Here is a 10,675-nt window from a genome sequence, read left to right on the forward strand (position 1 = left end):
TCCGGTCGTCGATAGGCGGGCTTCATGGCTGAGCCCTCGGTTTGGGTGTTTCACGGTTAACCTCCTCTCGTCGTTGCTGCCACACGGGGCCCATTCAGGCCCCACTCTCCGGCCCGGTGTGTTGGCGCACACCGGGCCGGAACCTTCTTAAAATCCACTCGCCTTGCGTCCCTCGGCCCCGCCCTGCAGGGCCGCTAGCTGGGCGTCCAGCCACGCGGCCGGCACCTCGGCGCCGTGCTCGGCGATCAGCTGGGCATAAAGATCGCTGCGGGTATCGCCGGCGGCCTTCAGGCGGCGCACCGCGTCGGGCGTGGCCACCGGGGGCAGCTCGCGGGCGGCCGTCTCCATGGGGTGGTCGGTGCCGCGCTTGGGCAGGTAGGTGGGCACCGTCACCGCGTCGAAATCGGCAAACGGGTTCAGCGTGCCTTCGTAGGCGTTCTCCCGCGCCTTGCGCGCGGTGGCCACTTCCAGGGCGCTCGGCACCCCGTAGGCCGCCTGGTTGATGCGCTCCAGCTGCTTCTCGGCGGCGCTCCTGGGCAGCGCCTTGTAGCTGCCAAAGTCAACCCCGAAGTCGAAGAACCCGCCGGCGTCCTTCTCGGCCGGCGCAATGGTGTAGAGCTGCTCGCTGCCGTCGGCGTCGCACATCACCAGGTCGATGGCCGGGGCGCGGTACATGTTCACCCGCAGCGTCACCCGCTCGCCGATCTGCACGCCCGGCACGCCGCCCACGTAGTAGGTGCGGCTGCCGTGGCCCTTCACCGCAAAGCTGATCGTCAGCTGGTTATCCACCAGCCGGGTCTCGTCCTTGCCGGCCACCTGGTCGCGCAGCAGCTCCACGCTCGGCGCCAGGCGCAGCTGCGAGGCAGCGATGCGCTGCCACATGCCCCAGCGGGTCAGCCCGTGGCGGGTATGTGGCGCCTTGCTGCAGTGGGCCGCGCGCACCTGGTCGGCGCGGGCGTTGAGGGCGCCGATGTTCTCGGGCAGCCACATGAACAGCCGGCTCTCGAACACCTGCTCCCAGATGTTGTGCATGCCTTCCACGCTGCCCTTGGCCCGCGAGTTCTTCACCGCGTGCTCATGCACCGTGACGCCCAGCTGCGCAAGCAGCCGCCGGGCCATTGCGGCGCGGCCGGCGCTGCCCTTGTCCAGCACCAGGTTGAGCGGCACCCCGTGCAGCGGCTCGCCCCGGCACTGCATCGCCTCGATGAGAAACTCCACAAAGCCCATCGAGTCCTCATGCCCGGCGTAATAGCGCACGAAGTACGCCCCGCTGTAGGGGTCGGTCATCATCCAGCGGATGCACAGATCGTCCTGCACCCGCTTCATGGCGCCCGGCTTGTTCTTGTACACCTCGGCATCGTCCAGCAGCTCCACGCCCCGGATACCGCCGCCCGGCGCGTAGAACAGCACCGCCACCGAGCTGTCGATCTGCCACACCTGGTTGGGGTGGGCATACTTGATGTGCGCCGCCGCGTGGCCCGCGGCCAGCTGGTCCGGGTGGCAGTGGTAGGCCCGCATCGCCCGGCGCATCGTTGTGGCCGAGGGCGCCAGCACCTCGCCCGTCGCCTCATTGACCCGGCCCAGGCCCTGGGCGTGCAGCAGCTCCGCGGCCGCCTTCACCTTGAAGTTGCGCTTGCCGTTGGCTCGCGTGCCGTGGTGGATCAAGCCCGCCGCCGCCAGCGCCACGTCTTCGCTCACCGACAGCTTGCCGGCGTCGCTGCGCTGCTTGCGGCCGGCGTCGTACAGCCCCGCCGCCTTCAGGCGGGCGTACAGCGTGGCCTTGCTCTTGCCCAGGCGCGCGGCCGCGTCGAGCATGATCGCCCCGCGCTCCCGGTGGCCAGCGCCCTTCAGCCGGCCGGCCAGCTCGCGCAGCAGCTCCAGTTCCACCACCGTGGCGGCGTCCATGTCAGAACTCCTCTTCCTCGGCCGCGGGGGCTGTGGTCAGGTCAGCCAGCCAGGACGGCATCACCACCTCGGCAAAATCCACCGGCATCCCGTGGGCGTTGGCCAGGTCAGCCAGGCGCTGGTAGGTGGCGCGCAGGGTGTCGCCCGCCTCGGCCGCGGCGGTGGCATCGTCCAGCGCCATCACGTTGGCCACCGCCTGGTCAAAGCGGCTCACGTAGCCCAGCATGGCCAGGGACGCATCGCGCAGCGCCCCCAGGGCCCGGGCGCGCTTCTCCAGGGCCACCTTGCGGGTGGCGTCCTCGGTCAGCGTCATCCCGATCAGCTTCTCCTTCAGGCCGTCCCGCTCCTCGCCCAGCACCTGGATCCGGCGCTCCTTCAGCTCCACCTTCTGGCCCAGGTCGGCAATCACCCGGTCCTTCTCGGCCAGCTTCTTGGCGTGGCGCTCGGTCAGCTCGCCGATCAGGTCGGTGACGCTGTCGCGGTCGGTGGCCTCGGCGATGGTCGTCTTGATCAGCGCCTGGTCGTCGGACGGGAGTGCCTGCAGCGCCTGGTAGTCCTTCCGGCGCAGGCCGAGCCGCTCGGCCGACTCGAACAGCTCCGGCCCGAGGGATTCGTACTTCTGGGCGATGCGGGAGCACGTCTTGTACGACTTGCCGAACAGGAGCTCGCAGGCCTCCTCCAAATCGGACACGCGTGTCCGATTTCCCTGAGCGTCCAAAAACTCCAAGTCCTTGTATTTCTTACCTTCACGCAATTGGATGAAGGATTCGGCAATGATCTTTTCGGACACGCTGGTCTGAAAAAGCGCCGATTCGATGCGGCCGACGATCTTGCCGACCTCAAGCGATGAACTCTGCAGCCGATCGCGTGCGCCAACCTCCGTCATGGCGGTGCTGTCCGCCTCGATCACGGCACGGTTGGGTTCCGGCACGTCGGCCGGTGGCGTCAGGGGGGTGGGTTTGCGGGGCATCTCAGGGCTCCGTGCGGTAGCGGTTGATGGTTTCGGTCAGGCGGTTCTGGGCGCGCTCCATGGCCGTGGCGTGGGCGATCGCAATCCGCACCAGCCCCGGCGCCAGCCGGTAGCGGCCCGTCTCGGCGATCTGCTCTGCAAAGCCGGCCGCTACCAGGTTGTGCAGGTCGCGGGTGATCGACGCCGGGCTGGTGCCCAGCGCCGCCACCAGGTCTTTCGGGGCCAGGCCATGCAGCTCGTGCCCGGCCAACACCCGGATCGCGTCGAGAATGCGGCGCTGGCTGCTGTTGTCGTGGATGTGCTTGTCAGCCATGGCGCTCACCCCAGGTCCAGCTCGGGCTGGTCGGCCTTGCGCACGTTCTCGCGGTGCCAGGCCAGGCTCTCCAGCCCGGCCCCCAGCTTGCCGAGGGTGCTCTCCCGGTCCATGTGGCCGGCCATGTAGTCCAGCAGCGCGCCGGTGGCCCCGTGCAGCGTGGCCTGCAGCACATGCACGTCCTCGGCCGTGGTGGCCCGGCCGGTGGGGATCACTACCACCACCGCACCCTCGGCGGCGGCCAGGTAGCGCACCACGTTCTGCGCGCCGGTCAGGTGCTGCCACGCCAGCACGGCCTTGGCCGGCATCGTCTCGGCCTCGATCCATTTGTAGAGCGTGGCCGGCGTGGCCCCCATCAGCTCGGCCAGCCGCTCGATGGAGAGGCGCCGGTGCTTGAGCGCGTAGCTCTTGTCCATTTCGAACGCCATGCGCAGGCTGTTCGGGACGGGTTTCGAATGTCTGGTGTTCATTGGAGATTGGACGCGGGGTCAGATTTCTGGACAAAAACCGGGTTGGAAAGGCTGAAACGAGCTTTCAGCCCGCTAAACTTCGGGTTGAAAGGCAAACTTGAGATCAACAGGGAGGCCCGAATGGCTGAAACACGCTTCACCCCGCTGGAAGACCGCATGGCAGCCATGCGGCTGTTGCTCAGCTCCCTGGTGGCGCACCTCGAAGACAACGGGCTCATTGACCGTGACCTCCTCGAGCGGGATCTGTGGATGACGGCGCGTGTAGGCCACTTGCACGAATCAGCTGAAGGAGACCTGCGCCATGTGTTTGCAGGGGCCGACGCCCTGCTGGACGAATGGCAGCGGCAGCGAGACGAAGGGCCTGACGAGGGCTGAGCGGCAACTTGGCGGGCATGGCCACGGCTCAGAACCGGAAACCCACGCCCAGGCGCAGGTTGTTGGCCACCACGCCCACCTCCAGCACCAGGCCGGCATCGAGGGCGGCGTCGCGGTACTCGGAGGGCAGCGCGTCGAGGATCAGCGCCCCGGCCAGCGAGCCGAGCAGGAACTGCCGATTCACCCGGCCGATGTCGCCACTTTCGGTGGCCTGTCTCACACTCACGTTGGCCGGGCTGGAGTAGCCCGCCGCGTAGGCGCGGTCCGGCTGGCCGGGGATGCGGCTGACCGGGGCCGAGGTGTCGGCGGCATCGCGGGCGCGGCTGTGCTCCTGGGCCCAGTTGATCGCCACCAGGGTGGCCAGGGCGAGGCCCTTGCCCTGCTGGGCGGGCGTCCAGTCATCGCCGGCATGGGCCGACGGAGCGGTAAGGATGGCGGCAGCGCACAGCGCGGCGGCCTGGGGTTTGAAGTGTTTGAGCATGGCGTCAGGCTCCGAGGGCAAAGCAGCGGAAGGCGTCGATGCCGCAGGTGTTCCAGACCTTCAGCGCTGCCTCGAGAAAGGCGAGGTTGAGGTCGTCCGGTTCGACGCCGGTTTGTTGACGAAGGGTTTGCATGGTGGGCCTCACGCAGCGAGTTGCTCGGGTTCCGGCTGCTTGATGCCGGCGGTGACGGCGATGTCGTGGGCGCGGCCGAAGTTGCCCTTGTCGAGGCCGTTGAGTACGCGATAGACGGCGCGCTCGGGGAAGCCATGCTCTTCCGCCCACTGGCGGATGGTCTTGCCCTGGGCACGGAGACGGGCCTTGAAGCGAGTGGGGGTCACTTGTGATCTCCTGTGGTTGGGTGGGATTTCACGGGCAGCGCGGGGGGCTGTGCTGCCGGTGAAATGACTGTGTTTGTGTAGTGAATGATAGGAACCGTTTGGTTCCATGTCAACGTTTTGTGAGAACCAAATGGTTTCTATTGGCGAACGCCTGCGAGAGGAGCGTCAAAAGCTCAAAATGAGCCAGACGGCTTTTGCTGAGCGTGGTGGGGTGACGAAGAAAACCCAGATGCTGTACGAGGGAAACGAACGGTTCCCTGACGCCCAATACCTGGCCTCGGTTGCCGAAGCCGGCGTCGATGTCCTCTACGTCCTAACAGGTAAGCCTGTTGCAGCGCCTGTGCCCGCGCCTGCGGTCACGTCCTATGAGCGCGCAACCGTGGTGCCGCTGCCTGCCAACGAACACGGCGGCCTCACCTGGCGCCAGATCCTGGTGATCGCGGTGGATGAGCTGAACGCCGCCGGCAAGCGCCTGCCGGGCGAGAAGCTCCTCGAGCTGGTGGACCTGCTGGTGGCCTGGCAGGCCGAAGGGGCCAAGGTGGATGCAGAGAAGATGAGGAAGCAGATCCGCCTCGTCGCCTGACTGTTGCGAAATCCGTCGCATTCGTTGCAAGAACCGCCGGCTTTTGGGCTTAGGCTTTCTGCTGACTCGAATATGATGATTTCGTTGAAACAGTTTTTATAGGTGTGCAGATGGGATCAGGAATCGAAGAACGCATCCGGGCGCTGCTGTCCACGCACCTGGGCGAGGACAGCGGTACCGAGAGCCGGCGTGTGGAACTGAGTGGCGTGACGATCGTGGAATTGCACGTAGAGCGGATGGTGGTGGTCATCGACGACGAGCCCCGGGACAAGTCATGAGCGACCTGCTGCCAACATGCCCCTACTGCTGCACAGCGCTACCGAAAATGCCCACGCGCAAGAGCCGTTGCCCAGCGTGTGGCTTGGCGATCTACGTCAAGGCGGCGCCTGAGGATCGCATCAAGCGCCTGGTGACCGAGGCCGAGGCCACGGCGATCGAGCAGCGCTGGCAAGCGGCCTACGCTGCCCAGCGGGATGAGCAACACATCCAGACCTTCGGAGTACCTGTGCCCAGAACCGGGGCCCAACAGCGCGCCCTGGGTCGTCAGATCGCCAGGCGGGATCTGCTCAAGCTGCAGAGTGTTTCTCGGTACGCGGAGATTTCCGGCGGGCGCGATGCTTGCCCGTCCTGCAGGCGTCTGGAGGGCGTCTGGGAGATCGAGCAGGCCCTGTCCGTCATGCCTTTGCCCAACGAGACCTGCGAGCGTTACCAGCAAGGCTTTCAGATGCATTGCTGCGCATTTTGGGGACTGCCCAAGGCTGCCTCAGACGACCCACGCTAACTATCCCGCATTTGTTCACGGTATATTCTCAGTGAATTGCAGAGGGGCGAATCATGCGGATGATGGGGGGCGCTGCTGTGGCGCTAGTGGTTGGGTTCGCAAGCGCGACGCTATCTACGCCTGCCTACGCGGCAAAACCTGTCGTGGGCAAAAAGACTGAGGTCACGCGTTACAGCACCGAGCCATTCGATACAGGGGTCGATACGCTTTCGGCGACCGACCTGAACGGCCACAACCCCGTAGCTATTTACGCGGCGCTTCGCCGCCCCCCCTTGAAAGACCAGTACGAAACGACGGCGGCCTTCGAGGAGAGGCTCGCCGCGTGGAAGGCAAGGCCTATCACCGGCAACGTCACGGCAAACAGCAAGGTGGTGATCTCCACGCTTTGGACGCCCTATTTCTCCAAGCTGTACGACGCCGACAACGCGCAGATGACCTTCCTGTTCGACTCGGACTACAACGACGCCGACGGCTATCCCTTCCTTCCTTTCCGGCTTGAACGCAAGAAGCTCTCGCCCGGCCGTGGGCAAACGGCCATGGGAGTCAAATTCTCTTGGACTCGGGAGTACGAGCTCGCCGTCGGTACTCGGCTGGGCGGCCTCAGCGGCAAGTCGATGACGCTGAGCATTGCCCCCGAGGATGCACGGAAGGTGGTTCCTGTCCTACTTTTCATCGGCCAGATGGACCCGGTCGGCACCTACGAGGCCGAGAGGAACCACGAGCCGACGCTCTCCGAGCGTTGGGAAAGTGCGTACTGGACTGCGGGCTGGACACTGGACGTGGAACAGGTGTGGGTTGTTGATGGGGCGCGCCGGGCCATCCTGGCCAAGCTGTGCAAGACGCCTCATCGGTTCGAGACGTGCGCGGTCACCAGTAGCGAGAGGCAAGATCAATGAATCCTCGCCACACCTTTCGAAGCGTAACGACCGTGTTGTTGGTGGGTGCATCCATGCTTGCAGGCTGCGCAGCCCCTCAGCGTCTGCTCGCTCCCGACGAGCTTGCGACGGTTACACACCGGACTTTTCCTGGCGTGACGACCAACCAGGCGCTCGCGGCCGCGGAGCGCGTCTTGCGGCTGGCCGACGGTGACGATTTCGCGATCGACAGCGACCGCGATGGATTGATGGCCACCCGGAACTGGACGGTCTACTTCGTTCTCGGGTTTGCAACCGGAACAGATAACTGGATCTTCAAGGTCAGGCCTGTCGAGGGCGGCACTGCTGTGACGTTTGCTGTCGGGTCGGTGGCACAGCCAGCACCCGCGAGGCAGACACCGCGCCGGGCAGATGATCCACGCCCGAAGGTGATGGGAACGACACACGAAGGCACGGCCATCTACGACCTCGTCTGGGCCCGGATGGCCTACCTCCTCGGGCAACGCGACACATGGATGAGCTGTGCCGAGTCCGAAGCGCGAGTGACGTCGGGTGTCGTATGGGGTGAGACGGTGGCACTGTGCAACAGCTTCAATGTGAAGGACCAGAGACCAGAGGGGCCGATGGTTGCGAATGCCGCCGCCGGGAATATCCGATAACCAGAAGATACAGCATGCTCAAAATGATTCTTTGCGTCGCAACGGTCGCGCTATCCACGCTTGCCCACTCGGCGCCGATCCAGCCTGACCGGGTCGTGTACCTGTCTAACCGTCAGGACGCCAGCCTGATCAAGGTTTGCCGCGGCTGCGGCTGTCGCGGCGGTGGCGGCTATCGGCTACCGAACGGGAAGTGTGCGCCACGGTAGATGACCAAATCGCGTAAGCGACATCGCGTGAGGCGCGCGTTTAAATACAGTTAAGACGCTAGGTTCAAAGAAAAGCAATGGTCGAACAAGCAAAAATCACCTTTTACAAAATTTCGGAATGTGGGTACTACCGTCGCGGAAACGCGAGCCCGGAGTTCGGCTCTCTCTCGGAGATGTTGCGTGAGCTCGAAGCATGGGGTGCAGATCGACCTTTGGTTGCGACCAAGGTTTTTGAACCCGCAGATGGCCAAGATCTTCATCCTGCCTACCTACTGGATATTCGAGGTGCAGGTGATGGTTGGCTCGTAACCACTTGGAATCAAACCCCAGCAAACGAAGCGGGTGTTGCGTCGGTAAAGGGCGAATCCAGCGTTGGCTCGGCACAGGTGGTCATGAACAGCATCGAAGCCGGCAGCATCCCGGGTTTCGCAACCTACTTCTGGTTCATCCCCTCAAAGCAGTGCTTCGCAAGCATTCGGTTCCAGCATCTTTGGACTGGACAGAAGTCTCTACAGTGTTACGTCGAGTCGTTCATGAGTCACTTCGCCAGTCACGTGATCACAAACGATGACAACGATGATGAGATTGAAATTCTCGGATATGCGATGCACCCAGGTGATGAGCCGGAAAGCCTTAGTCCCCGGTTCAGGACAAGTCTCGTTTACAAGCCGGGGGAGACAGATTTAATCCGTAAAAGCGTCGATAGCATCCGTAAGGTCATCAGAAAGACAACGCTGACCTTGGCGCGCGAGGAAGACCTTACAAAATGGCAGAGTTTCCTCAAGTGGACAAATCTGCGCCAGCAACCCGAGGCGCTGCAGAAGGTTCGAGTGCAGTACGAATTGTCCACAGGAGTCACCCTTCCCGATCTCGACGCGATCATTGACGAGTGGAATGAGGAACACGACCGTCAGTGGGACGATTATGGCTTCTGTTTCAGGGGCGAATCGCAGAAAATTAGGTGGCTAAGTCATAGTCTTGCCAGGACTGAGATCGGTCTTGATGTAGCGAGGGACAATGATGAGGTTGTAAATCCGGCATCGCTGATCGACGCCCTTGAAAACAAGCGCGCCGCAATTTTGAGACTTTTGGATTGATCAGATCTGTCGTCTTGGGGGCCGTAACGCTGCTGATACTCGCTGCCCTGGGGGCATCGTACTGGTTCGGCAGACAGGTTCCTTTCGCTGAGCAATGGCCTCTCTTCGAGGCCCTGAGGACGACTGCATCTATCATTTTTGCTGTTGTTGGGGCGTGGTTGGCGATCATCTACCCGGAACGTCTGAAGCTGTCATTCAAGGCCGCGCCTAACAAGCACTCAGAAGCGCCGGTGAAAATGGGGCAGTTGCTCCACCCGGCAATGCATTCAACCGCGATCTTGTGTGCTGTCCTTTGTGTCGGAATCGTGGCGCCACTACTCAAGCAGATTCCAGTGTTACTGGAGTTCCGCGATACGTGTCGTGGTCTTTCGTACTGCTTAGCCACAGCATTGACGTTCTGGCAGATTTGGACTGTCATCCTTACTCTCGTGCCAGCTGACGTTATCAAGACTGCCTCCGACCGGGAGATTCGGGATGTGAATACCATACGGAGTTACCGAAAAGGTACTACGCCGGGCAAGCGAACGCAGTCACCCTGATTTCAGCGTTAGCAATCAAAAGGGCTTCCCATCCCCGAAACCCTTCGCCTCCTAGCCCCCTCCGCGCGCGCGCGACACTGCGCGCATGCAATCCCCCCTCACTACCTCCGCCCGTGGCCTTGAGCTGATCCGCTCGTTCGAGAAGTTCGAGCCCAAGGCCTACCTCTGCCCGGCTGGCAAGCTGACCATCGGCTACGGCCACGTCATCAAGGCCTCGGAACCTCACCTGCGCAGCAAGACGCTGACGCAGGGCGAGGCCGAGGCCTTGCTGCGTGACGACTGCCGCACCGTCGAGGTGTACCTCTCGGCCGTGCTGCCCGACTGGGTGCGCCCGCACCACTTCGACGCCCTGGTGTCGTTCTGCTTCAACTGCGGGGTGAAGGCCTTCGACGGCTCCACGTTGCGCGTGAAGATCAAGCAGGGCGACCGCCAGGCTGCCCAGGGCGAGTTCCACAAATGGATCTTCTCGAAGGGCCGGCGCCTGCGTGGGCTGGTCGTTCGGCGGGCGTGTGAGGCGCTGATGTTCGCGGGTTGCTCCGACTCCACCATCGAGACCGAGCGCCGCCGGCTCGAAGCCCTGAAAGGACCGCTATGAGCATCCGCTTTTCCGTCGTGGCCGCCGCGGCCGCGGTGCCGATCGAGGTGGCCCATGTCTGAGCCGCAGACCCTGCCCGAGCCCAAGCCGGCCCGCCAGTCCAAGGTGCTGCTGTTCAATGGCCTGGCCGCGGCCGTGTCGGCCCTGCTCACGGTGGCCGACAGCTTCGAGCCCTTCCTGCCGCCCGACTTCTACAAGGCCGCGCTGGCCGTGGTGGTGGTCGTCAATGCCGTGCTGCGGATCTACACCACCCAGCCGGTGTGCCTGCGGGGGGGCGAGTGATGCGGCGCTATTGCTTCGGTGCAGCGCTGGCCCCCACGCCCATCTCGGTGTTCATCTGGGGCTGCGGCGCGCTCGCCACCCACCTGGACCGCTGGCGCGCCCTGGTGTCGGCCGTCCCCCGCCCGCGGTGGCGCACGCCGCTGCTGCGCGACGCCGTGCAGCGCCTCTCCCTCAACCCCACCGCCACGGCCCGCCAGCGCGGGCC

Annotated in this window: 17 protein-coding genes; 10 read left to right on the forward strand and 7 right to left on the reverse strand. The window is 64.1% G+C overall.

Going from position 1 to position 10,675, the window contains the following annotated elements:
• Positions 1-147: 147 nt before the first annotated feature.
• Genes PHI64_RS22485 through PHI64_RS22500 form a run of 4 tightly spaced genes read right to left on the reverse strand, consistent with a single transcriptional unit; the run spans position 148 to position 3,616 of the window.
• Entirely contained in the window at positions 148-1,905 is a 1,758-nt protein-coding gene (locus tag PHI64_RS22485; RefSeq protein WP_299888301.1) for a hypothetical protein, read from the reverse strand.
• Position 1,906: 1 nt separating this feature from the next.
• Positions 1,907-2,875, reverse strand: a complete 969-nt coding sequence (locus PHI64_RS22490) for a hypothetical protein (protein ID WP_299888304.1) — start codon at positions 2,873-2,875, stop codon at positions 1,907-1,909.
• Between the two features lies 1 nt (position 2,876).
• Positions 2,877-3,188 carry an IclR family transcriptional regulator gene (locus tag PHI64_RS22495; RefSeq protein WP_299888308.1) on the reverse strand — a complete coding sequence of 104 codons (312 nt, stop codon included), beginning with the start codon at positions 3,186-3,188 and terminating at the stop codon, positions 2,877-2,879.
• Positions 3,189-3,193: 5 nt separating this feature from the next.
• Positions 3,194-3,616: a hypothetical protein gene (locus PHI64_RS22500; protein ID WP_299888311.1), complete on the reverse strand. Its 423-nt coding sequence runs from the start codon at positions 3,614-3,616 to the stop codon at positions 3,194-3,196.
• A gap of 162 nt (positions 3,617-3,778) precedes the next feature.
• On the opposite strand from PHI64_RS22500, the gene PHI64_RS22505 reads away from it, so the two are divergent.
• The gene (locus tag PHI64_RS22505) at positions 3,779-4,033 is read left to right on the forward strand and encodes a hypothetical protein (RefSeq protein ID WP_299888314.1); all 255 of its coding nucleotides are present in this window, start codon (positions 3,779-3,781) and stop codon (positions 4,031-4,033) included.
• Between the two features lie 28 nt (positions 4,034-4,061).
• On the opposite strand, the gene PHI64_RS22510 is transcribed toward PHI64_RS22505, so the two are convergent.
• From PHI64_RS22510 to PHI64_RS22520, 3 genes are read right to left on the reverse strand one after another with little or no spacing between them, the layout of a single operon-like run.
• Positions 4,062-4,514, reverse strand: a complete 453-nt coding sequence (locus PHI64_RS22510; protein WP_299888317.1) for a hypothetical protein — start codon at positions 4,512-4,514, stop codon at positions 4,062-4,064.
• A gap of 4 nt (positions 4,515-4,518) precedes the next feature.
• The gene (locus PHI64_RS22515; protein WP_299888320.1) at positions 4,519-4,647 is read right to left on the reverse strand and encodes a hypothetical protein; all 129 of its coding nucleotides are present in this window, start codon (positions 4,645-4,647) and stop codon (positions 4,519-4,521) included.
• Positions 4,648-4,655: 8 nt separating this feature from the next.
• A complete protein-coding gene (locus tag PHI64_RS22520; protein ID WP_299888323.1) occupies positions 4,656-4,853 on the reverse strand; it encodes a DNA-binding protein in 198 nt (65 codons plus the stop codon).
• 178 nt (positions 4,854-5,031) lie between these two features.
• Here PHI64_RS22520 and PHI64_RS22525 point away from each other — a divergent pair, with 178 nt between their 5' ends.
• The 9 genes from PHI64_RS22525 to PHI64_RS22565 form a co-directional block, all read left to right on the forward strand.
• Complete coding sequence (locus PHI64_RS22525; protein WP_299888326.1) at positions 5,032-5,436, forward strand: hypothetical protein; 405 nt, start codon at positions 5,032-5,034, stop codon at positions 5,434-5,436.
• Positions 5,437-5,546: 110 nt separating this feature from the next.
• On the forward strand, positions 5,547-5,714 hold the full coding sequence (locus PHI64_RS22530; protein ID WP_299888329.1) for a hypothetical protein: 168 nt from the start codon (positions 5,547-5,549) through the stop codon (positions 5,712-5,714).
• Between the two features lie 83 nt (positions 5,715-5,797).
• The gene (locus PHI64_RS22535) at positions 5,798-6,217 is read left to right on the forward strand and encodes a hypothetical protein (protein ID WP_299888332.1); all 420 of its coding nucleotides are present in this window, start codon (positions 5,798-5,800) and stop codon (positions 6,215-6,217) included.
• Between the two features lie 143 nt (positions 6,218-6,360).
• Positions 6,361-7,113, forward strand: a complete 753-nt coding sequence (locus PHI64_RS22540) for a hypothetical protein (RefSeq protein ID WP_299888335.1) — start codon at positions 6,361-6,363, stop codon at positions 7,111-7,113.
• The gene (locus PHI64_RS22545; protein WP_299888338.1) at positions 7,110-7,751 is read left to right on the forward strand and encodes a hypothetical protein; all 642 of its coding nucleotides are present in this window, start codon (positions 7,110-7,112) and stop codon (positions 7,749-7,751) included. Before PHI64_RS22540 ends, PHI64_RS22545 begins: the two co-directional genes overlap by 4 nt.
• A 283-nt stretch (positions 7,752-8,034) precedes the next feature.
• Positions 8,035-9,054: a hypothetical protein gene (locus PHI64_RS22550; RefSeq protein ID WP_299888341.1), complete on the forward strand. Its 1,020-nt coding sequence runs from the start codon at positions 8,035-8,037 to the stop codon at positions 9,052-9,054.
• Positions 9,055-9,678: 624 nt separating this feature from the next.
• A complete protein-coding gene (locus PHI64_RS22555; RefSeq protein WP_299888344.1) occupies positions 9,679-10,188 on the forward strand; it encodes a lysozyme in 510 nt (169 codons plus the stop codon).
• A 54-nt stretch (positions 10,189-10,242) separates the two neighbouring features.
• Positions 10,243-10,470: a hypothetical protein gene (locus tag PHI64_RS22560; protein WP_299888347.1), complete on the forward strand. Its 228-nt coding sequence runs from the start codon at positions 10,243-10,245 to the stop codon at positions 10,468-10,470.
• Positions 10,470-10,675 (forward strand): hypothetical protein (locus PHI64_RS22565; RefSeq protein ID WP_299888350.1); only part of this gene is annotated, 206 nt, incomplete at its 3' end. The genes PHI64_RS22560 and PHI64_RS22565, both read left to right, overlap by 1 nt.

Origin of the sequence: Zoogloea sp. (assembly GCF_028689785.1) — a bacterium.
GTDB lineage: Bacteria > Pseudomonadota > Gammaproteobacteria > Burkholderiales > Rhodocyclaceae > Zoogloea.

What these genes read in the sequence shown, in the direction of transcription:
- PHI64_RS22485 (WP_299888301.1), bottom strand. Translation starts at nt 1,905, where the DNA reads ATGGACGCCGCCACGGTGGTGGAACTGGAGCTGCTGCGCGAGCTGGCC.
- PHI64_RS22490 (WP_299888304.1), bottom strand. Translation starts at nt 2,875, where the DNA reads ATGCCCCGCAAACCCACCCCCCTGACGCCACCGGCCGACGTGCCGGAA.
- PHI64_RS22495 (WP_299888308.1), bottom strand. Translation starts at nt 3,188, where the DNA reads ATGGCTGACAAGCACATCCACGACAACAGCAGCCAGCGCCGCATTCTC.
- PHI64_RS22500 (WP_299888311.1), bottom strand. Translation starts at nt 3,616, where the DNA reads ATGGCGTTCGAAATGGACAAGAGCTACGCGCTCAAGCACCGGCGCCTC.
- PHI64_RS22505 (WP_299888314.1), top strand. Translation starts at nt 3,779, where the DNA reads ATGGCTGAAACACGCTTCACCCCGCTGGAAGACCGCATGGCAGCCATG.
- PHI64_RS22510 (WP_299888317.1), bottom strand. Translation starts at nt 4,514, where the DNA reads ATGCTCAAACACTTCAAACCCCAGGCCGCCGCGCTGTGCGCTGCCGCC.
- PHI64_RS22515 (WP_299888320.1), bottom strand. Translation starts at nt 4,647, where the DNA reads ATGCAAACCCTTCGTCAACAAACCGGCGTCGAACCGGACGACCTCAAC.
- PHI64_RS22525 (WP_299888326.1), top strand. Translation starts at nt 5,032, where the DNA reads ATGAGCCAGACGGCTTTTGCTGAGCGTGGTGGGGTGACGAAGAAAACC.
- PHI64_RS22530 (WP_299888329.1), top strand. Translation starts at nt 5,547, where the DNA reads ATGGGATCAGGAATCGAAGAACGCATCCGGGCGCTGCTGTCCACGCAC.
- PHI64_RS22545 (WP_299888338.1), top strand. Translation starts at nt 7,110, where the DNA reads ATGAATCCTCGCCACACCTTTCGAAGCGTAACGACCGTGTTGTTGGTG.
- PHI64_RS22550 (WP_299888341.1), top strand. Translation starts at nt 8,035, where the DNA reads ATGGTCGAACAAGCAAAAATCACCTTTTACAAAATTTCGGAATGTGGG.
- PHI64_RS22555 (WP_299888344.1), top strand. Translation starts at nt 9,679, where the DNA reads ATGCAATCCCCCCTCACTACCTCCGCCCGTGGCCTTGAGCTGATCCGC.
- PHI64_RS22560 (WP_299888347.1), top strand. Translation starts at nt 10,243, where the DNA reads ATGTCTGAGCCGCAGACCCTGCCCGAGCCCAAGCCGGCCCGCCAGTCC.